The following is a 22,062-nucleotide window of genomic DNA, read 5'->3' as shown; positions in this document are numbered from 1 at the left end:
GGTACTCCGGCGGGCCAGCATGATCGGGTTATTTCTATGCAAGACATCATTCTGGAGATGCGCGGCATCACCAAGACCTTTCCCGGTGTGAAGGCGCTGAGCGACGTCAGTATCAAGGTCAGGCGCGGTGAAATCCATGCCCTGTGCGGTGAGAACGGCGCCGGCAAGTCCACCCTGATGAAGGTGCTCAGCGGCGTCTATCCCCATGGCAGCTATGACGGCGATATCGTCTACGAAGGCAGCACAGTGGCGTTCGGCGGTATTTCCGACAGCGAAGACCAGGGCATCATCATCATTCACCAGGAGCTGGCGCTGGTGCCGCAGCTCTCGATTGCGGAAAACATTTTCCTGGGCAACGAAATTGCCGACAAGGGCATTATCGACTGGCCCCAGGTGTATTCGAATACCGAAGCGCTGCTGCGCAAGGTTGGCCTGACGGAGTCGTCTTCCACCCATATTGGCAAGCTGGGCGTGGGCAAGCAGCAGCTGGTGGAGATCGCCAAGGCGCTGTCCAAGAAGGTCAAGTTGCTGATTCTGGACGAACCCACGGCGGCGCTGCAGGAAAACGACAGCCAGAAGCTGCTGGATCTGCTGCTGGAGTTCAAGGCGCAGGGCATTTCGTCGATTCTGATTTCCCACAAGCTGAACGAGATCAGCCGGGTCGCCGACACCATCACGGTCATTCGCGATGGCATGGCGGTAGCCACGCTGGATTGTCACAACGAGGAAATCAGTGAAGACCGCATTATTCGCGGCATGGTCGGCCGGGACATGGAGCACCGTTATCCGCACCGTACGCCCAATATCGGCGCCACCTTGCTGGAGGTGGCCAACTGGAACGTCTGGCACCCCGAGTCTGCCGAACGCCAGGTGATTCACGATATCAATCTGCGGGTGGCGGCCGGTGAAGTGGTCGGCATTGCGGGCCTGATGGGGTCCGGGCGCACCGAGTTCGCCATGAGCCTGTTTGGCAAGAGTTATGGCCAGAACATCAGCGGCACGGTGCAGCTCAAGGGCCAGCCGGTGGATGTATCCACGGTCAGCAAGGCGGTGGCCAATGGCCTGGCCTATGTGACCGAGGATCGCAAGGAGCTGGGGCTGGTGCTGGATGAAACCATTCTGCGCAACACCACCCTGGCCAATCTCGAGGGGGTCTCGACGCGCGGCGTCATCGACGATACCCGGGAGCGGCGCGTTGCCGAGGATTACCGCAAGGCCCTGAGTATCCGTACGCCGAGCGTATTTCAGAAGGTCATGAACCTGTCCGGTGGCAACCAGCAGAAGGTGGTACTGAGCAAGTGGCTGTTCACCCAGCCCGACGTGCTGATTCTGGATGAGCCTACAAGGGGCATCGATGTCGGCGCGAAATTCGAAATCTACAGCATCATTAACCAGCTGGCTGACGAGGGTAAGGGCGTGATCGTGATCTCGTCCGAGATGCCCGAGCTGCTGGGTATCTGTGATCGCATCTATGTCATGAACGAAGGCGCTTTCCTTGGCGAGCTGGCGGCAACAGAAGCCAGCCAGGAAAAAATCATGTCCATGATCGTGACGGCATAAGCGGAGTAAAGACTATGGAACAAGCTAAACCCCTGAGCGAGGCAGGCCCGGTGCCACAGGCCAGGCCGTCTGTTGGCGCTTACCTGGCGAACCATCTGCGCGATTACGGCATGCTGCTGGCGCTGGTGGTCATCATGGCGCTGTTCGAGTTTCTGACCGACGGCACCCTGATGCGTCCGGTCAACCTGACCAACCTGTTTTTGCAGAACAGTTACATCATTATCATGGCCATCGGCATGCTGCTGGTGATCGTGGCCGGGCATATCGATCTGTCGGTCGGTTCGGTGGTAGGTTTCATCGGCGCCCTGGCGGCGGTCATGATGGTGGAATGGAATCTGCCGCCACTGCTGGTGGTGCCGGTTTGCCTGCTGGTCGGCTTTCTGATCGGGGCGGCCCAGGGCTACTGGATTGCCTACTGGAAAATACCCTCGTTCATTGTGACCCTGGCCGGGATGCTGGTGTTTCGAGGCCTGACGCTGGCACTGCTGGAAGGCCAGTCGGTGGGGCCCTTCCCGAAAAACTTTCAGCTGCTGAGCACCGGTTTCGTACCGGACCTGTTCGGCGCCGGGCGACCCAACGTTACGGCCATCCTGCTGGGGGTGGTCGCGGCCACAGCGATCGTGATGCTGGCGGCGCGCTCGCGTTCACGGGCGATGAAATTCGGCATTGAAGACGAGCCCTTCAGCTTCTTTGTGGCCAAGAACGCTCTGATTGCCGCCGCCATTATCTTTATCTCCTACCTGCTGGCGACCTATCGCGGTCTGCCGAACGTGCTGATCACCATGGCGGTGCTGATCTCGGCCTACACCTTCCTGACCAACAGCACGACCATCGGCCGGCGCATCTATGCGCTGGGCGGTAACGAAAAGGCTGCCAGGCTGTCGGGCATCAACACCGAACGCCTGACTTTCCTGACCTTTGCCAACATGGGCATGCTCGCGGCCCTGGCCGGGCTGATCTTTGCTGCGCGGCTCAATACCGCGACGCCCAAGGGCGGAGTGGCGTTCGAGCTGGATGTGATTGCCGCGGTCTTTATCGGTGGCGCGTCCATGTCCGGCGGTGTCGGCAAGATTATTGGTGCCGTGGTCGGTGCCTTCATCATGGGCGTCATGAACAACGGCATGTCGATTCTGGGAATTGGCATCGACTGGCAGCAGGTGATCAAGGGTCTGGTGCTGCTGGCAGCCGTCATTTTCGATGTCTACAACAAGAACAAGTCCCGCTAAGGAGTGCGCAGATGCATCTTTCTCAGTTAAAAGACGGTGGCGTAATCTGCCGCCAGGGCGACGACGCGCGCCTGGTAAGGAATGCCGGCAGCACCTATGGGCTGGCCATGGAGGCCATCGCCGCCGGTACCAGTCTGGAGCACATTATTCAGCTGCATGGCCTCGGCGAGCCGGTTGACCTGCTGGCCCTGGCGGAACAGGGCCGGCTCGACTGCCCGGTGCGCCACCCCGATACGGCGCACATGTTTCTCACCGGCACGGGACTTACGCATCTGGGCTCGGCCTCGACCCGCGACGCCATGCATGCCTCGGGGGAGGGCATGAGTGACTCGATGAAGATGTTCAAAATGGGAATCGAGGGCGGCAAACCCGCCCCCGGCGAGGCTGGCGTGCAGCCGGAATGGTTCTACAAGGGCACGGGTGCCGTGGCGATGGCGCCGGGTGAGGCGCTGTCGTCACCGTCCTTTGCGCTGGATGGCGGTGAAGAGCCGGAGATTGCCGGTGTCTATGTGATTGGGCCTCAGGGTAGGCCCCATCGCATCGGTTTTGCGCTGGCCAACGAGTTTTCCGATCACGTCACTGAGCGGCTTAACTATCTGTTCCTGGCCCACTCCAAGCTGCGCCCGGCCTCCTTCGGCCCCGAGCTGCTTGTGGGGGAGTTGCCGCGTGATATTCGCGGTACCTCGCGCATTGTGCGCGACGGTCAGGTGCTGTGGGAAAAGCCTTTCCTGTCGGGCGAGGACAACATGTCCCACAGTATTGCGAACCTGGAACAGCACCACTTCAAGTACGGACTCTTTCGCGAGCCCGGCGACCTGCACGTGCACATGTTCGGCACCGCGACCCTGTCGGTGGCCGACGGCATCGTGACGCAGGCGGGCGACCGGTTTGAAATTGAAGCCGAGGACTTTGGCCTGACGCTGCGCAATCCGCTTAAGGTCGATGAGGCCCATGATGTGGAGGTACGGACGTTATGACGACGCAGGCAGGCCAGGAGCTCGGGGCCAGGAGCGGCCTCAAGGCCATCTATCCGGATCTGAAGGGGCGCACTGTGCTGGTGTCCGGCGGTGCTACCGGAATTGGCAGGGCGCTGGTCGAGGCCTTTGCCCGCCAGGGCGCCCGCACCGCCTTCGTGGATCTGGCCGATGCCCCGGGGCAGGCGCTGCAACGCCAGCTGCAGGCTGAAGGTCATGAGGTGCAGTTCAAGTTGTGTGACATCACGGATGTGCAGGCCTATCAGCAGGTGATTCAGCAGGTGGCTGAGCAGTATGGCCCCATTACCGTGCTGGCCAACAACGCGGCCAACGATGTGCGCCATTCGCTGGATTCCCTGGGCCTTGAGCAGTTCGATGCGCTGGTTTCGGTGAATCTCAAGCATGCGATGTTTGCCGCCCAGGCGGTGGCGCCGATGATGCGCAAGGCCGGTGGCGGCTCCATTATCAACTTCGGCTCGGTGGGCTGGATGATGGCCACCGCGGGTTATCCGGTGTATGCCGCCAGCAAGGCGGCAGTGCATGGCATGACGCGGGGCCTGGCCCGGGAGCTGGGTGGCGACAGGATTCGTGTCAATACCCTGGTGCCGGGCTGGGTCATGACCGAGAAACAGCTGCAGTTGTGGGTTGACGAGAGTGCCAAGGAACTGATCAAGCGCAGTCAGTGCATGGCGGGTTCGGTGGTGTCGGAGGATATCGCCGACATGGCGCTGTTTCTGGCGTCCGATGCCGCGTCCATGTGCTCTGCACAGAATTTCATTGTTGACGGAGGCTGGGTATGAGCGATTTCAAACCCGCAGCATGGCCGCGCAAACTGCGCTCCACAGAATGGTTTGGCGGTACATCGCGGGACCACATCTATCATCGCAGCTGGATGAAAAACCAGGGCCTGCCGGCGGATCTGTTCGACGGCCGTCCGGTGATCGGCATCTGCAATACCTGGTCCCAGCTGACCCCGTGCAATGCCCATCTGCGCGATCTGGCGGAGCGGGTGGCGCATGGCATTTATGAGGCGGGCGGACTGCCGCTGGAATTTCCGGTGTTCTCGGCCGGCGAAAGCTCGCTGCGTCCCACCGCCATGATGTACCGCAACCTGGCGGCCATGGATGTCGAGGAAGCGCTGCGGGCCAATCCGCTGGATGGCGTGGTGCTGCTGGCCGGCTGTGACAAGACCACACCGGCGCTGCTGATGGGCGCCAGCAGCGTGGATATCCCGGCGATCATGGTGTCCGGTGGCCCCATGCTCAATGGCTGGTTCCGTGGTGAGCGGGTCGGCTCCGGCACGGCACTGTGGCAGATGTCGGAAGAGATAAAGGCCGGCACCATGACCCAGGAAGACTTTCTGGACGCCGAACAGGCGATGTCCCGCTCGTCAGGTTCCTGCAACACCATGGGCACGGCCAGCACCATGGCGAGCATGGCCGAAGCACTGGGCATGGCCCTGTCCGGCAATGCGGCCATTCCGGCGGTGGACAGCCGACGCCGCGTGATGGCGCACCTCACCGGGCGGCGCATCGTACAGATGGTGAAGGACGACCTCAAGCCGTCCGACATCCTGACGCGCCAGGCGTTCGAGAACGCCATTCGGGTTAACGGTGCCATCGGCGGTTCCACCAATGCCGTGATCCACCTGCTGGCCATTGCCGGACGTATCGGCGTCGACCTGACGCTGGATGACTGGGACAAGCTGGGGCAGGACATTTCGACCATCGTCAATCTGATGCCCTCCGGCAAATACCTGATGGAAGAGTTCTTCTATGCCGGCGGTCTGCCGGTGGTCATGCGCATGCTGGGTGAGGGCGGCAAGCTGCACAAGGATGCCATCAGCGTATCCGGCCAGCCGATCTGGAATGACGTCAAGGATGTGCGCAACTGGAACGATGACGTCATCCGTCCGGTTGAAAAGGCCCTGACGGCCAAGGGTGGCATTGCCGTGCTGCGCGGAAACCTGGCCCCCAAAGGTGCGGTGCTCAAGCCTTCGGCCGCCTCGCCCCACTTGCTGCAGCATCGCGGCCGTGCGGTGGTGTTCGAGGGGATTGACGATTACAAGGCGCGCATCAACGACGAGTCCCTGGATATCGACGAGCACTGCGTCATGGTGCTCAAGTACTGCGGCCCCAGGGGTTATCCCGGTATGGCCGAGGTTGGCAACATGGGCCTGCCGCCCAAGGTATTGCGCAAGGGCATCAAGGACATGGTGCGCATTTCGGATGCCCGCATGTCCGGTACGGCCTATGGCACCGTGGTGCTGCATACCTCGCCCGAAGCGGCCATGGGCGGCCCTCTGGCCGTGGTGCGTGATGGTGACATGATCGAGCTGGATGTCGAAAACCGCCGCCTGCACCTGGACATCAGCGACGAAGAGCTGGCAGGCCGGCTGGCCGAGTGGTCGGTCCCCCAGGAGCCTCCCGCCAGCGGTTATATCAAGCTGTTCCACGACCATGTACAGGGCGCCGATACCGGTGCGGATTTCGATTTTCTGCGCGGTTGCCGCGGGGCTGCGGTCCCCAAGGACAGCCACTGATGCCTGAAGCCGCAAAGCCCGGTTTCTGATTTCCCGCTGTAACGAGAGTTGAGTATTTGATGATGTTAACAGGCAAGCACTACCTGGCAGGGCACTGGGTGTCCGGCGACACCCGCTTCATGTCGGCACCGGCCTTTGGCCCGGCCCGCGAATTTTCCGCCGGCACGCCGGCCATGGTCGATACCGCGGCCCAGGCCGCGGAAGCCGCCTTTGAAAGTTATGGCTACAGCAGCCGTGCCGAGCGGGCAGCCTTGCTCAGGCGCATCACCGATGAAATTGATGCCCGTGGCGATGCCATCACCGAGATTGGCTGCCAGGAAACCGGTCTGCCGCAAGCCCGTCTGATCGGCGAGCGCGGACGCACCGTCGGCCAGCTGCGCCTGTTCGCGCAACATATCGAATCCGGTGACTATCTGGATCGCAAATACGATGCAGCATTGCCGGACCGTGCGCCCTTGCCGCGTCCTGATTTGCGCCTGATGCAGCGGCCCATAGGCCCGGTGGCCGTGTTTGGCGCCTCCAACTTTCCGCTGGCCTTTTCAGTGGCCGGCGGCGATACCGCGGCGGCGCTGGCCGCGGGCTGCCCGGTGGTGGTCAAGGGACACGAGGCGCATCCGGGCACCGGAGAACTGGTGGCCCAGGCCATCGAGGCGGCGTGCAAGGCCTGTGATGTGCATCCGGGCGTGTTCTCGCTGATTCAGGGGGGCAGTCGGGATCTGGGCCAGGCGCTGGTGCAGCATCCGCTGATCAGGGCCGTGGGTTTTACCGGCAGCCTGGGGGGCGGGCGTGCCCTGTTTGATCTCTGTGCGCAGCGTCCCGAGCCCATTCCGTTCTTCGGCGAGCTGGGGTCGGTGAATCCGATGTTCCTGCTGCCCCAGGCACTGTCGGCGCGGGCATCGGCCCTGGCGAGCGGCTGGGCGGGCGCGCTGACCATGGGTGCCGGCCAGTTCTGTACCAACCCGGGCCTGGCGATTGTGATCGCAGGGCCCGATGCGGATGCCTTTGTTGCAGAGGCCAGGCAGGCGCTGGCAGCGGTCGCTACCCAGACCATGCTGACCGATGGCATTGCCGAGGCGTATCGCAGCGGTGCCCGCCGATTGCAGCAGGCGGATGGCGTGCAGGACCTTATGTCGACCCAGTGCAGCCTGCGTGAAGCCACACCCTCCCTGTACGAAACCACCGGCACGGCCTGGCTTGCAAACGAGGTGCTGGGTGAAGAGGTGTTTGGTCCGGTGGGGCTGGTGGTGAAGGTGGCAGATTTCAACCAAATGCTCACCGTCGCTCGCGCGCTGCAGGGGCAGCTGACCTGTACCCTGCAGCTGGACAGCGCCGACAGGGCACAGGCGCAGCGCCTGCTGCCGATTCTCGAACGCAAGGCCGGCCGCGTGCTGGCCAACGGCTTTCCCACCGGGGTAGAGGTGTCCGACACCATGGTGCATGGCGGGCCTTACCCGGCCTCGACCAACTTCGGTGCCACCTCGGTCGGTACCCTGTCGATCCGCCGCTTCCTGCGCCCGGTGTGCTACCAGAATATCCCGCTGGACATCCTGCCGGCGGACCTGCGCTAACCTTCGGCTAATTCCATCCCTTTACGTGGCGATATTGCTGGCCAGCAGTGTCGCCGCGGCATCTCATCATTGCACGGCGTTCTTTTGTTTGTTCTGCGCATTCTGTTATTTGGCTTTGCTTTTCTCGATGGGCCGCATCCTGCGGTCGTATCGCCGTGCCCGGAGTGCCGTCTTGGTGCGGATTTCCGCTGGGTCTTTTTACACCAGCAGAGCCTTCAGCGGCGGGCCTTCGTGCAGCAACTCCTTCAGGCGCTCCAGCGCAATTTTTAGCTGCTCCCGGGAAGGCGGCGGTGTGATGCAGATTCGCACCGCCTGAGGCGCGGGCTGGCTGCCGACGCAAAAGGGCTCGGCGCCGATCAGGGTGACACCCCGTTCTGCGGCACGCTGGACAAACTCGACCGCTCGCCAGGGGTCCGGCAGCGCCAGCCAGGCGTGCAAACCGCAGGGGTGGTAGTTCAGTTCATATCCTTGCAGGCATTCAAGCATGAGCTGCTGGCGGGCCGCCAGTTCCTGCCATTGCCAGTCGATCAGCGTATCGGCCATGCCGCATGAGAGCCATTCGCAGGCAATGGCGCCCGGCAGGCTGGAGCTGGCCCAGCACTGGGCGCGCAGGCCCGCACTCAGCTGGGTTATCAGGCTGGCAGGTGCCCGCAGCGCGCCAAAGCGCAGGCCGCCTGCCAGAATCTTCGACACGCTGAAAATGTACAGCGCACGTTCCGGCGCCAGCTGGTAGAAGGCCTGGCCGCGATGTTCGGGCGCCACGTACTGAACCCCATCCTCCAGCAGCAACAGATCGTAGCGCCGCGCAATGGCAACTATGGCTTCACGCCGGGCCTGGCTCATATGGGCGCCTGTGGGGTTGTTGTGCTCTGGCATCAGGTAGAGCAGGCGGATGCGCTGCTGCTGGCAGAGTCGCTCGAGGGCATCCGGCCGCATGCCCTGCGAATCCATGGGTACGGGCAGGTGCTTCAAACCCAGCTGGCGTGCCGCGGCAATCATGCCCGGGTAGGTCAGGGCATCGGAGGCCACGGCTTCGCCGGGCCGGACCAGCACCTGCAGCGCCAGGAAGTCGGCATGCTGGCCACCTTCGGTCAGCACCAGTTCATCCGCGTCCATCGGCAAGCCCTGGTTCTTTAGCCAGGCAGCGAGACTCGCCCGCTGCGCCCTGTTGCCCTGTTCGGGCTGATAGCTCAGTGCGGCCTGAATGACATCGGGCCTGCCGGCCAGGCGCTCCATCAGCACCGATAGCTGCTGCTGGCGCAGCGGGTTGTCTATCGGCACGCTCAGCGACAAATCGATGCTGTCGTCCCTGGCGGCTGACAGATGACGAAACCCGGGGGCCGCAGTCTGTTGCATGCGCACACGGGTGCCACTGCCGATGCGGGCTTCGAGCAGCCCACGGCGTTCTGCTTCGCGATAGGCGCGGGTGATGGTGCCCAGGGTGACCTGGAGCGCGTCCGCCAGCAGACGCTGGGGCGGCAGGCGGTCGCCAGGCTTGAGGGTGCCGCTGGCAATATCGCTGGCCAGCTGATCGACCAGGGCCTTGTAGAGCGGGCCGCTGTGGCGCTCCAGCTCGGGCAGCCAGTGGCAGCGGGATCGCGCACGTTGCTGAACAGTCATTTTCTTCTCCGGCGGGGCAGAGCCTGAATTGTGAGGGTGACAATCGATTGTATGCATGACAAATCTACAATTGAACCCTTTTGATCTGCGGATAATACTGTCTTCTATCGATATTGTTTAACTTTTATCGCGAATTTACGCCTGATTGTATCCATACAATTTAGCGGATTCACAGTCGTATTCGTAATAGCTATTCGCAAGAGCGGGGAAGGTGAGCCATGCCGTTGATCAAAAGACCCAGTGCTGAAAATACCTGCCGCGGGCGGTCGCGTGCGGCCTCCGCGCGAGGCCGGGTTGCACGACTATGGGCAGGGCTCTCGACAGGGCTCTGGACAGGAGAAGGGGCATGAATGCGCCCGTGGCGGAATTGCTGGCGCTGGTTGGCCCGATGATGCTGTTTGCATTCAGCATGTCGGCGACGCCCGGCCCCAATAACATGATGCTGACGGCTTCAGGTGCGCTCTACGGCTTTCGCCGCACTGTGCCCCATATGCTGGGGATCTCGATTGGCGTCATGGTGCTGATGAGTGCGGTTGCGCTGGGGCTGAATGCGGTGTTTCAGCAATGGCCGGTGCTGCAGCAGGCTTTGAAACTGGTGGGCAGTGTCTATCTGCTGTGGCTGGCCTGGAAGATCGCCAGCGCACCGCCACCCAACAGGGTTCGCCTTGATGGCGATGAGACGAGGCCCATGACATTTATGCAGGCGGCGGCGTTTCAGTTTGCCAATCCCAAGGCCTGGGTAATGGCGATCAGTGCGATAGCGTCTTTTACGCTGGGTGGGGATGCCTTTACCGCGTCCGTGGTGGTGGTGATAGGCGTGATGGGGCTGGTGAACCTGCCGTCCATTGCGCTCTGGGCCGGCTTTGGTGTGGCGCTCGGGCGCCTGCTGAAAACGGCCGGCCACTGGCGGCTGTTCAACCTGCTGATGGGGGCGCTTACCGCCGGCTGCGTGGTGCTGATTCTGCTGTGACAGGCGCGCCACCCTGCGATTGCAGGGTGACGCGGGGGAGAGGCTGCGGCTGGGAAATCAGTGAATCGGCTGGCCGACCTGCACCACTTTCAGTGTATTGGTGCCGCCGTGCACGTTCATGTAGTCACCCTTGGTGATCAGCACCAGATCGCCGTCGGCCACTACGTTCAGCACCTTGAGGGCATCCACCGCCTGCTGGTTGATCTGGTCGTTGGAGAGGCCCGACAGGTCATAGGCCAGCGGATGCACACCGCGGAACAGGGCCACGCGTCTCAGGGTTTCACCGCTGGGCGCCAGGGCGAAGATCGGCAGCGACGAGCTCATGCGGGACATCAGTAGCGGCGTGGCGCCGGTGGCGGTCATGCAGATCAGCGCCTTGACGCCCACCAGGTGGTTGGCGGCATACATGGCAGCCAGACCAATGGTTTCATCGATCTCGGTGAACGCCTGATTGATGCGGTGCTTTGAGCTGTGCATGCTGGGGTGCTTTTCGGCGCCGTTAATGACGCGCACCATGGCTTCAACCGTTTCCACCGGGTAGTCGCCGGCGGCGGTTTCGGCCGACAGCATGACCGCATCGGTGCCATCGAACACGGCGTTGGCCACGTCCGAGACCTCGGCGCGGGTCGGCATCGGGCTGCTGATCATGGATTCCATCATCTGGGTGGCAGTGATGACGAGCTTGTTGCGCTTGCGGGCGCGTTCGATGATCTGTTTCTGCACGCCGATCAGCTCGGCATCGCCGATTTCCACACCCAGGTCACCACGGGCCACCATGACGCCGTTGGAGGCGTCAATAATCCCATCCAGCACCTCGGTGCAGCTCACCGCCTCGGCCCGTTCGATCTTGGCGATGATGCCGGCCTGGCTGCCGGTGGCTTCGAGCAGCTCGCGGGCATAGCGGATGTCGTCGCCACTGCGGGGGAAGGAGACGGCCAGGTAATCCACGCCTATCTTCGCCGCCGAGAGAATATCGGCTTTGTCCTTGTCGGTCAGGGCGTCCGCCGAGAGGCCGCCACCCTGGCGATTGATGCCCTTGTTGTTCGATAACTTGCCACCGATCTGCACTCTTGTATGGATTTCGCGTCCCTGTACAGCGCTGACTTCCAGCACCAGGCGACCGTCGTCCAGCAGCAGAATATCGCCGGCGCTGCAGTCATCCACCAGTTCCTTGTAGTCGATCCCCACCCGTTGCTGGTTGCCGGCGTCTCTTTCCATGGCGGCATCCAGAATAAAGCTGTCGCCCGAGGCCAGGGTCACCGGGCCATCGGCAAAGCGGGAGATGCGGATCTTGGGGCCCTGCAGGTCACCCAGAATGGCTACATGGCGGCCCTGGGCGCGGGCGGCTTCGCGCACCCGGTCGGCCCGCAGCTGGTGTTCGTCGGCGCTGCCGTGGGAGAAGTTGAGCCGTACCACATCAACGCCGGCTTTCACCAGGCGGGCGATCTGTTCCGGGGTTTCGCTGGATGGGCCTAGGGTCGCAACTATCTTGGTTCTTCGCATTAGAGCACCTGCGCAGTGGGATTCGGACTGCAGCCATTATCATGCCGCAACTGTTACAGGGCTTCGTTCAGACGACAGAAAAAAGTCGCCCTGGCGTCTTGTTTTTTGTGCAAGTGAACAGTCATGATGCTGACAGGGATCAACTGCCGCACCAGAGTGAAAACGATGTTTATAGACCGACAGATGGCGCAGAAAATCGTCGATCGGGCGATGAAAATCACCGGTGTGAACGTCAACGTGATGGATCACCACGGTGTCATTATCGGCTCCGGTGACCCTCTGCGTATCGATCAGCTGCACGAAGGCGCGTTGCATGTGCTCAGCAGCCAGAGCGAGGTGGATATTGCCAGGGACCAGGCAGGGCGGCTCAGCGGCGTGCAGGGCGGGGTGAATCTGCCGATCCGCAGCGACGGCGATATTATCGGTGTGGTGGGCATTACCGGAGAGCCACAGGAGGTGCGCCGCTACGCCGACCTGGTGGTCATGACCGCCGAGCTGATTGTGGAACAGGCGGCACTGACCGCAGCAGTGCAATGGGACAGCCGCCAGCGCGAGAGCGTGCTGCTGCGCCTGATCGAGGGGGGCAGGTCGGACTCGCTGTTCGATGATCGCGTGGCCCGGCTGCAGCTGGATCTGAGTCTGCCAAGGGTGGTTGTGGTGCTTGAACTGGTACAGGCCGCGGACGGGGCAGACCTGCCATTGCCACAGCTGCAGCAGTTGCAGCAACAGCTGACAGCGGCCAGTGCCGGCACCCTGCTGGCCATTACCACGGCGCGGCAGATGGTGATGCTGGTGCCGGTGTCTCTGAACGGCGCAGACAGCCAACGCTGGGACAAGGCCCTGTTCCGGCGTCAGCTGGAGGCCCGCCTGCGGCCGCTGCAACAGCACCATGGAGTGCATTACCGGGCCTGTGTCGGCGACTACTTTCCAAGTGCCGAGGGCCTGGCCCAGTCCTATCGCAGTGCGCTCAAGGCGCAGGCGGTGACGCGGGGCAGGGCGATGCCGGCAAGCCTGAGTTTTGCCACCGAATCGGCGCTGGATCTGCTGCTGCTGGAAGCCGCAGAGGGCTGGGCCGGCCAGCATCTGCTGCGCGAGTTCGAGGCCTTTCTGCAGCAGGATAAAAACGGCAGCCTGCAACTGACACTCGAGGCCTATCTGGCCGAAAACATGGACCTGGCGCGCACGTCTGCGCGGCTGCATATCCACCGCAATACCCTGCGCTACCGCCTCGACAAGATAGGCACCCTGCTGCAGCTTGATCTGGGGTCTGTCGATCAGCTGCTGCAGCTGTTTGTGACCCTGCGCCTCTATGGTCTGAGCCAGAGCGCGGGTTGAAAAGCCGTCTGCCCCAGGTTGAAATGGCGGCTAATTGTGCAACTGTACAAAAAACCCTATCCTGCGCTGGCGTAATTTGTCGTCCCGGCCAAAGCGCCTTTACCGCTCGCTGTGCCACTATGGTTGCAATCCCGACCGATGGAAAACCGACATGAAGATTCTGATCGCACCTGACTCATTCAAGGAAAGCCTGTCCGCCGAAGGCGTGGCCCAGGCCATTGGCCGTGGCTTCCAGGCGGTGTTCGCCGATGCCGAACTGGTCTTGCTGCCGGTCGCCGATGGCGGCGAAGGCACCACCCAGGCGCTGGTGGCGGCCACCGGCGGTGCGCTCTTCAGTGCCGATGTCACCGGCCCCATGGACGAGACGGTCAGCGCCTGCTGGGGCACCCTGGGGGATGGTACGACGGCGGTGATCGAATCGGCGGCAGCCTCGGGGCTGGATCTGGTACCCATGGCGCAGCGCAACCCCTGGGTCGCAACGACCCGGGGCACCGGCGAGCTGATTCTGCAGGCGCTGGATGCGGGCGCGCGGCATATCATTGTCGGCCTGGGCGGCAGCGCGACCAACGATGCTGGTGCCGGCATGTTGCAGGCACTGGGGGTGCGGCTGCTGGATGCACAAGGCAATGACATAGGTGCCGGTGGCGGTGCACTGCAGACGCTGCACAGCATTGATGCCAGCGGCATGGACCCGCGCCTGGCGGAAACCCAGTTCGAAATCGCCTGCGATGTGGATAACCCGCTGACCGGCGAATATGGCGCCTCGGCGGTGTTCGGCCCGCAAAAGGGTGCCGATGCGCAGATGGTCAAACAGCTGGACGCCTGCCTTGGGCGTTTCGCAGAGGTGGTGCTGGCCTGTCACGGCAAGGATATAGACGCAACGCCCGGAGCCGGTGCTGCCGGCGGCCTGGGCGGTGCCTTTCTCGCCTTTACCCAGGCGCGGCTCAAAAGCGGTATCGATATAGTGCTGGATGCGGTCGAGATAGACCGCCACCTGGAAGGCGCAGACCTGGTGATCACCGGGGAAGGGCGCATCGACAGCCAGACAGTGCGCGGCAAGACCCCGGTGGGGGTCAGCAAGCGCGCCCAGAAAGCCGGTGTGCCGGTCATCGCCCTGGCGGGTTCGGTCAGTGAGGATTCGGACCTGGTGCACGGTCATGGCATCGATGCGCTGTTCAGCATAGTTCCGGGGGTAGTAACACTGCCCGAAGCGCTGGAAGATGCCGCCGACAACCTGTACCGCACCGCCCGCAATATTGCCGCCACCTGGCAGCTGGCGCAGGCGTTCGAGGCGAAACGGCGCTAGCGCTCGGTTATCGCCGGGTCGGGTAGAACGGTATTTCTGCTCGAAGAGGGATAAAGGCCGTTCTGATCGTCCTGTACGGCACAGCTGATTCCCTGCTTGCCGCTTGCGGTGCCCGTAAGAGTCGCGCCCCGCGACGAAGCTCTTTCGCTGCGCTCTAAGTTCATTGTGCGAGCGCTACTTCCGTCAAGGTGCAGAGCGGGCATCGCTGTGCCTAATCTGCGGCTCGACTAGTCCTGTCCCGCCCCGTCTAGCCAATTCGCAAAATGAGCGCAGTGCTCGCTGGCTTAAGACCATGGATGGCCAGTAGTCAGAAAATGCAGGAGCAATTTTCTGCTCGAAGGGGGATGAAGGGCGTTCTGACCGTTCTGTACGGCGCAGCCTGATTCCCTGATGCCTTGATTCCCTGATTGACGCTTGCGGTGGTCGTAGGAGTCGCGCCCCGCGACGAAGCTCTTTCGCTGCGCTCTAAGTTCATTGTGCGGGCGCTATTTCCGTCTAGGTGCAGAGCGGGATATCGCTGTGCTGTAGCGGCAATTCGGCAGCTCATCACGAATAGTGGTTACAGTGCAGTTCACCCACATAGGTAACAGTTCTGTTCAATGGCATGGGTGACACTTTGCTGGGTGCTGGTACGTCCATCTTCTGGAAAATACCGTGCTGGCGGGTGTTTCGAGGCGGCTTGATGGTTTGGGTTGCGCCTAGCTGGCGCCATACTTTCTTTGCTCGTGCAAAGAAAGTATGCAAAGAAAGCACGCCCCGATGATGCCTTTCTGCTGCGCTCTGAGCCCATTCGACGGGCTCCGCTGACGGTACATCCATGTACCTCATCGGAGGCGCAACAGTCCCTGTCTCGCCCCTGCGGGCCAATTCGCCGAATGAGCACAGTGCTCGCCGGCTTCATAAGGGGTGACAGGAGCCGTTCTGATCGTTCTGTACGGCTCAGCCTGATTCCCTGCTTGACGCTTGCGGTGGTCGTAGGAGTCGCGCCCCGCGACGAAGCCTTATCGCTGCACGCTGAACCCATTTCCCGGGTACCGCTGACGTCACGTCCCTGTGCCGCATCGGCAGCTCGGCATCCATGCCTCGCCCCGTCTAGCCAATTCGCAAAATGAGCGCAGTGCTCGCTGGCTTAAGACCATGGATGGCCAGTAGTCAGAAAATGCAGGAGCAATTTTCTGCTCGAAGGGGATAAAGGCCGTTCTGATAGTTTTGTAGCGATTTAATGAAACCGGCGCAGCCTGATTCGCTGCAAAAGCTTGCGGTGGCCGTAGGAGTCGCGCCCCGCGACGAAGCTTTTTCGCTGTGCTTTAAGTTCATTGTGCGGGCGCTATTTCCGCCAAGGTGCAGAGCGGAGCATCCTGTGCCTAATCTGCGGCTCGGCAGCTCATGCAATGCATATCTACATGCCCGTTTGGTTGCTGCTGGATAAGCCTCCGTTAAACCGGAATATATGTGGTTTTGGTGACGCACGTATTTCGCCTTTCGGCGACCTACTTTCCTTGTTACGCGACAAGGAAAGTAGGCAAAGGAAGCGCGCCCCAATGAAGCCTTTCCGCTGCGCTCTGACGCCATTGTGCGGGTGCAGCTAACGGAACATCCTGTTCCTAATCTGCAGCTCGACAGTCCCTGTCATCACCCCTGCGGGCCTGATCGCCCAATGACGTCAGTGCTCGCCGGCTTCAAAAGGGGGGATGTAAGCCGTTCTGATGTATTGGTGGTAATGGGGTGGCGGGGCACGGGTTTTGGTAGGGTGCTAATGAACTTGCGAATTGCTCGGGGCGGCCTTCCGCGGGACGGCGTTCCGTCAGGCGCCGCACCGCCGTGCGGCGGCACGCCGCCATGACGAATCAGGAATCATGAATCGTGCTGTCGCTTTTTTAACCTCGCACCTCGCACCTCGCACCTCGCACCTCGCACCTCGCTCTTGCCCCTTGCTCCTGCTTTCGGCATTATGCTGAAGGCACCGACGGAGTACTGGTGCCTGATTTTGATCGTAAATAAAGCACAATCGTCAGCTGAGCATCGGAAGCCAGGCTGGGTGAACTTTCCCCCCAAGCTCAATTCCTCCGTTCTTCCTGGCTCTGCCTGCATCGCAGGCCTGCATTTCGTTATCGTTAGGGCGGTAGCGTGGTTTTTAGACGCGTTCGGTCAGTCCAGCCTGATAAACGGCCTTGCAGGCCAGTATCCTGGCGTGTGACTAAAAATTTGCTGATACTTATTTGAAATCATGAAGTTACAAGGCATAGTCAAAAAGTGGATATGAGGCTTGGTGATCGTTTTGTCATATTCAGTTCAACTGAGCCACTGGCCTGAACAGCCAGGGCAAACGCATGAACGTTTTTTGAACAAACGAATCACTTCTGGTTGATTTTTGATGTGATCACCATGAAACTTGCCCATTTCTCACCATGACTCAGAACAGCCCAACACTGCTCGACCGTATGATGGCACTGGAAGATCCCCGTCAGGCCGCCAAATGCACCCACGACCTCGGCGAGGTCGTCTTCATGGCAACATGCGGGTTGCTCTGTGGAGCCGACGACTGGAACGCCATCGCACTCTTCGCTGAAGTACGCGAGGAATGGTTCAGGCAGTACCTGAAACTGCCGGGTGGCATACCCTCACATGATACCTTCAACCGCCTGTTCTCACTGCTTGATCCCGCTCAGTTCCGAGAGCTGTTCACCCGTTGGGTGCAGGATGTCCTTATCGACACGCCTCTCTCGGGCGTGGTTGCCATCGACGGTAAATCCGTGCGCGGATCCCGGTCGGGCAACCAGGGTGCGATCCATATGGTCAACGCTTGGTCGACGGAGCTGGGTGTCTCGCTCGGGCAATACAAGGTTGATCAAAAGTCCAATGAAATCAAAGCTATTCCCGAGTTGCTGGATATTCTGATGCTGCGCGGTTGCCTGGTGACGTTGGATGCAATGGGATGCCAGAAGAAGATTGCCAACAAAATTCTCTCGGCTGAAGCGGACTACCTGCTGGCGATCAAGCGCAATCAACGCAAGCTCCATGCTGAGGTGGATACCTGGTTCGATCGTTACTGGTCTGAGCACCCGGATGATGTGCCCGGTCTCTCGTTTGCAGAGGTTCACAGTAACACGCATGGGCGTCAGGAGCTGCGGCGCTGCTGGGTGCTACATGATCTGGAGAGCTGCCCGGTTGCCACATCCTGGAACGCCCGCACGATCGCAGCCGTCCAGCTGGATCGTAGCAGTGCCGGAACATCGACCAGCCTAGTGCGCTATTTTGTCTCCAGTAGGACCATGGATGCCAATGATGTACTTCAGGCAACGCGTCAGCACTGGCAAGTGGAGAATGGCCTTCACTGGGTGCTGGACGTGGCCTTCGGCGAGGATCAATCGCGTGCGCGACAGGGCTATGCCGCTGAGAATCTGGCCACGTTACGACAGATTGCGCTGAATCTGCTGAAGCAGGACACCACTGTCAAAGTCGGGATCAAGAACAAGCGCAAGGGGTGCGGCTGGAGTGACCGTTACCTGTTTCACATTCTCGGGCTGATCAAATAGTGTTCATGCGTTTGCCCTGCCTGAACAGCTCATGCTACCTGGCTTTGCGCCCGTTTTTGACGAAAACTCATGAGGAAATACTGGCCTCAGGCAAAATGGCCTCAGGGGCTACGATACAAATGTTATACGTCGAAGAGATCGTTCTACGCATTTGAATCGAAGCGAATATTAATTACTTTATTACCCCAATATTTTTCAAGAATGGATAAAAGGAACTGAGAGGCATGAGCGGAGGCCAAACAAAAAATGCAGCGTTAACAACTGCCTTAGCCTTTCACTACCAGATGCTGATTGGCTTAGACAAGTGCTTTTCGCTTGAAGAAGGTCAGTCGGTTTGGTTTGAAAAAGATGGTGATGTCAGTCTGATTTCGCCAGATGCATTGGCATCCACTCAAACTGAAGTAAAAGACTATGCAGCACCACTCACTGACCACCACGAAAACCTTTGGAAAACGCTCAAAAATTGGCTGGATCCTGAGTTTAACCATACGAAATACGGCGTTCTAGTGCTGCACACCACTCAAGTATTTGGCACGACAACACGCCTAAAGGGCTGGAATACAATAAGTTCCGAGCAACGATTGGAAGCTCTTAAAGCTATTTTTTCAGAACGTACTGATGAGCAGATTAATGCTAATAAACCATCTGACGTTATTAAACTCCAGAAAGCAGTAATGGCCTCTGACGAATTATTACTTAAAAGTGTACTTGGTAAGGTCACCTTATTTACACAAGCAGATAACGCGCAAGATCTGGAAAAACAGATTCATTCTAAACCAGTAGGTATTCCAAGAAACAACCTAAAAAGTTACCTTCATGGGCTTGTTGGTTTTGTATACGCAGAGGCAACGCAGCAATCTTGGAGCATTAAGCACCATGAGTTTGTAGCGAAATGCGAAGAATTAACAGCGCTTCTTTGCAAAAAAGAGTTCACATTTCCGGTTTTTTCAGGTCATGAGGCGTCTGAGCTTGAAGTTGAGTCGCACCAAGACAGACCGTTTGTACAAAAAATAGCTGAGATTGAGCATCACGAAATGATACCTGATGCTGTGGGTAATTGGCTTGAGTTTCAAAACTCACTGATGGAAGAGCTTCACGAATCTGCGCTCTATAAAGATAAAACGATTACTTATCAGAACCAATTGGTTAGAAAATATAAGCTTTCTCATTCAAGTGCTCAACTTGAAGCAACAGATGTAATTAAAAGTTCAAAATTGCTTTATAACAAAATCATAGGCGAACAACCTTTGAATATGGGTAACGATATACCGCCTATTGAATACAAAAATGGCCTGATACACGACGCAATGGATGATGAAGAACGTGATTTGATATGGAAGGTTGAGCCATGAGCAGTATTGTCGATGCCCTGTACGAATTAAAGTACCATCCGTTTGAGTATGGGTCCTACCTAGCTTCATTTTACACGGCTATAGATGAGTCAGAAAATAACCTTTTATTAGCCCCTTTGGTCATCCCGCTATGCAGCCATCCCATTTTCGGTAAAAAGATATTGGGTGCTGTATTTGGGGATAAAAAACAAAGCTCTATTTGGTCTATTTTCGATGATCGAACAAAACTCTATGATCTGCAAGAGCGAGTAGACGCATTTCAAACATTAACCGAACAATGCATTCAATTTTGTTTAATCAATGACTGGTTATCTGTAAGTGAACAAAATTTGTCCCTTCGCGTATGCGACGGTTCTGATTCAAACTTTACCAGTCAAAAAACTTCAGAAAAGTTAGGTCGATTATTTAGTGGTCACTCAGTGGTCGAGATTTATGCGTTTTTAGGAGTGAAACCGCGATGAAAACATTAATCCATGAAATTGGCGTTATTGACAAACAAGGAAACAGGCACCCGGTTAATTTTATAAAGGGCCTGAATGTTGTTACCGGCAAGTCATCGACGGGAAAAAGTGCGTTAATTGAAATTTTTGACTATTGCTTTGGCAGTGGCGAAAACACCATTCCCAAAGGCGTTATTACCAAAAGTGCCGCAATTTATTATGTTGCATTTGCAGTTAACGAACAAGATATGGTTGTTGCGCGGGATCCTGAGATTACGTCGAAAGCTTTTTTTCGTCGTGTCGAGACATTCAGTTCCGCCGATATCGTCCGTGATTATTTTAGTAGTACTTATTTCCGCCCATTAGTCGAGTTTAAGAAGCATCTAAGAGAATTTTTCTTAGATATAGATGATGTGGATGAATCTTTAGCTGCTCGAGCTAATCGGCGGTTTAATCAAAAAGCGGCAACACCATCTATACGCAGCTTTTCATCGTTTATGCTTCAGCATCAAAACCTTGTTGCTAATAAACATGCGTTGTTTTACCGATTCGATGAAAAGGAAAAGCGAGATCAGGCAATTGAACATACTAAGATCTTTTTAGGTCTCGTCGATCAAAAATTCTTTCACCTATCACAAGAGAAAGAACGATTAACCGCAGACATTAGGCGTTTGGAGCGCCAGAAAGAAACGAACAGGCGCACCTCTGAAAGCTATAAACAAAAGGTGGGCCCGGTTTTGAGTCAGTTGTATGCGTTGATGGGGTTTCAGGATGAACCGTTATCATTGGAAAAGGTACTTCGCCACCCACAAGATGCTAAAGACCAACTCGACGGCATTATAGTACCCGAGAAAATTAACTATAATTCCGATGCTATTACCGAACGATACAATCAGTTGAAACTGGCTCGTAACCAAAAAGCAACTGAATTAAGAAAGTTGCAGCGCCAAGCTTCGTCAATTAATAAACATATTCAAGAAGAAGAACGGTTTGTTGATAACATCAAACAGTTTAGCGCACCTAAGCATGTTCATATATCTGCTTCTATCTGTCCGTTTTGTCATACTGAAAAAGACACCTTGCGAGAAAGTGCAGAAAAACTTCAGCAAGCCATCACTAAGGTATCGGGTAACCTTGCACAAGCTCGACCGATGAAAGCAAAATTTGAATCATCATTGATCGATGTGCAACGCAATATTGAGGTCGTCAGTAGGGCATTGACAGAGTTAAACCAACAAATAACGGAAATTGAAAAAACAGAAAAGCAGTTGGCAGAACAAAAGAGCCTGTATGAAAGTGTTTTGATGCAGAAAGCTAAGCTTTTTGCACTTCTCGATACCCTTAATATGGCCGACGATGTGGATCTTGAGAAGCAAATCAAAGATCTAAGCAAACAGATAAAAGACATCAATAAAGACCTTAAAAAATACGATGTACAAAAAGGGTTAGAAAATGCTTCAGCTAAGGTAAACGGATTTATGGCCGATATTGGTGGTCACTTCGAATTTGAAGCTAGCTACAAGCCCATCAATCTTCGCTTCTCGTTTGAAACGTTCGATCTATATCATGTGACTCCTGAAAACGAAAAAATCTATTTACGGTCAATGGGTAGCGGCGCAAACTGGCTGTACTGCCACGTTACGTTATTTTTGGCTTTGCATAAATACTTTGCTGAACTGGGTGATAAATGCGCCATCCCTTCAATACTATTTTTAGATCAGCCGACACAAGTGTATTTTCCTAACTTTAACCGTGATACATCTGGGAGCTTCGAAGAGCAAAAGAGCCAAGAAGCGGAGCAGAGAACGAAAAAAGAAAGACCTGTTGATGAAGACATCAAAGCCGTTGAAAACTTATTTAGCCGACTTTCGATTTACTGCAATGAACTTGAGTTGAATGAAGGCTTTAGTCCACAAATTATCGTGACAGACCACGCGGATAATTTGACATTGTCTAATGGGGTATTATTCGAGTCTTTGGTTCATGGTAACAGGTGGCGAATGCACGGCTTGATTAATCCTATTCAAGAATAATTAGACACTATGACTAGTATGGGCCAGTTACGAGAGATGAATCAGATTGATGCAATGTCTTATCATGGCTGATTGAGATAGAAGAGTGTTGCGTATA

General features: G+C 57.6%; 15 protein-coding genes. 13 read left to right on the top strand and 2 right to left on the bottom strand.

From position 1 onward, the window contains the following. The first annotated feature begins 36 nt into the window (after positions 1 to 36). Genes mmsA through MRS74_RS07060 form a run of 6 tightly spaced genes read left to right on the top strand, consistent with a single transcriptional unit; the run spans position 37 to position 7,870 of the window. Positions 37 to 1,560, top strand: coding sequence for a multiple monosaccharide ABC transporter ATP-binding protein (mmsA, locus tag MRS74_RS07085; RefSeq protein ID WP_254579574.1), 1,524 nt, complete (start codon positions 37 to 39; stop codon positions 1,558 to 1,560). A gap of 14 nt (positions 1,561 to 1,574) precedes the next feature. Next, a complete protein-coding gene (mmsB, locus tag MRS74_RS07080; protein ID WP_254579573.1) occupies positions 1,575 to 2,786 on the top strand; it encodes a multiple monosaccharide ABC transporter permease in 1,212 nt (403 codons plus the stop codon). 11 nt (positions 2,787 to 2,797) lie between these two features. Next, complete coding sequence (gene araD1 / locus MRS74_RS07075) at positions 2,798 to 3,763, top strand: AraD1 family protein (protein ID WP_254579572.1); 966 nt, start codon at positions 2,798 to 2,800, stop codon at positions 3,761 to 3,763. After that, the gene (locus MRS74_RS07070) at positions 3,760 to 4,560 is read left to right on the top strand and encodes an SDR family NAD(P)-dependent oxidoreductase (protein WP_254579571.1); all 801 of its coding nucleotides are present in this window, start codon (positions 3,760 to 3,762) and stop codon (positions 4,558 to 4,560) included. Before araD1 ends, MRS74_RS07070 begins: the two co-directional genes overlap by 4 nt. Continuing rightward, a complete protein-coding gene (araD, locus tag MRS74_RS07065) occupies positions 4,557 to 6,302 on the top strand; it encodes an L-arabinonate dehydratase (RefSeq protein WP_254579570.1) in 1,746 nt (581 codons plus the stop codon). The genes MRS74_RS07070 and araD overlap by 4 nt, the downstream gene beginning before the upstream one ends. A gap of 59 nt (positions 6,303 to 6,361) precedes the next feature. Next, on the top strand, positions 6,362 to 7,870 hold the full coding sequence (locus tag MRS74_RS07060; RefSeq protein WP_254579622.1) for an aldehyde dehydrogenase (NADP(+)): 1,509 nt from the start codon (positions 6,362 to 6,364) through the stop codon (positions 7,868 to 7,870). A 198-nt stretch (positions 7,871 to 8,068) separates the two neighbouring features. Here MRS74_RS07060 and MRS74_RS07055 read toward each other — a convergent pair whose 3' ends face one another. After that, entirely contained in the window at positions 8,069 to 9,490 is a 1,422-nt protein-coding gene (locus tag MRS74_RS07055; protein ID WP_254579569.1) for an aminotransferase-like domain-containing protein, read from the bottom strand. 346 nt (positions 9,491 to 9,836) lie between these two features. On the opposite strand from MRS74_RS07055, the gene MRS74_RS07050 reads away from it, so the two are divergent. After that, on the top strand, positions 9,837 to 10,460 hold the full coding sequence (locus tag MRS74_RS07050) for a LysE family translocator (RefSeq protein WP_254579568.1): 624 nt from the start codon (positions 9,837 to 9,839) through the stop codon (positions 10,458 to 10,460). Between the two features lie 57 nt (positions 10,461 to 10,517). Here the strand turns inward: MRS74_RS07050 and pyk are convergent, their stop codons facing one another. Then, positions 10,518 to 11,963 (bottom strand): pyruvate kinase, encoded by a 1,446-nt coding sequence (pyk, locus tag MRS74_RS07045; protein WP_254579567.1) that lies wholly within the window; start codon positions 11,961 to 11,963, stop codon positions 10,518 to 10,520. Positions 11,964 to 12,128: 165 nt separating this feature from the next. On the opposite strand from pyk, the gene MRS74_RS07040 reads away from it, so the two are divergent. The 6 genes from MRS74_RS07040 (at position 12,129) to MRS74_RS07015 (ending at position 21,965) form a co-directional block, all read left to right on the top strand. Then, complete coding sequence (locus MRS74_RS07040) at positions 12,129 to 13,298, top strand: sugar diacid recognition domain-containing protein (protein WP_254579566.1); 1,170 nt, start codon at positions 12,129 to 12,131, stop codon at positions 13,296 to 13,298. A gap of 151 nt (positions 13,299 to 13,449) precedes the next feature. Continuing rightward, entirely contained in the window at positions 13,450 to 14,604 is a 1,155-nt protein-coding gene (locus tag MRS74_RS07035) for a glycerate kinase (protein WP_254579565.1), read from the top strand. A 2,408-nt stretch (positions 14,605 to 17,012) separates the two neighbouring features. Further along, entirely contained in the window at positions 17,013 to 18,140 is a 1,128-nt protein-coding gene (locus MRS74_RS07030) for an ISAs1 family transposase (RefSeq protein WP_254579564.1), read from the top strand. A 224-nt stretch (positions 18,141 to 18,364) separates the two neighbouring features. Next, a complete protein-coding gene (locus MRS74_RS07025; RefSeq protein WP_254579563.1) occupies positions 18,365 to 19,492 on the top strand; it encodes an adenylate cyclase in 1,128 nt (375 codons plus the stop codon). After that, positions 19,489 to 19,953, top strand: a complete 465-nt coding sequence (locus tag MRS74_RS07020; protein ID WP_254579562.1) for a three component ABC system middle component — start codon at positions 19,489 to 19,491, stop codon at positions 19,951 to 19,953. Before MRS74_RS07025 ends, MRS74_RS07020 begins: the two co-directional genes overlap by 4 nt. After that, positions 19,950 to 21,965, top strand: a complete 2,016-nt coding sequence (locus MRS74_RS07015; protein ID WP_254579561.1) for a DUF3732 domain-containing protein — start codon at positions 19,950 to 19,952, stop codon at positions 21,963 to 21,965. The genes MRS74_RS07020 and MRS74_RS07015 overlap by 4 nt, the downstream gene beginning before the upstream one ends. Positions 21,966 to 22,062: the final 97 nt, after the last annotated feature.

Origin of the sequence: Marinobacterium sedimentorum (assembly GCF_024267675.1) — a bacterium.
Taxonomy (GTDB): Bacteria; Pseudomonadota; Gammaproteobacteria; order Pseudomonadales; family Balneatricaceae; genus Marinobacterium_A; species Marinobacterium_A sedimentorum.
Note: the sequence above shows the minus strand (reverse complement) of the source record. Positions and strands in the feature narration are given on the sequence as shown.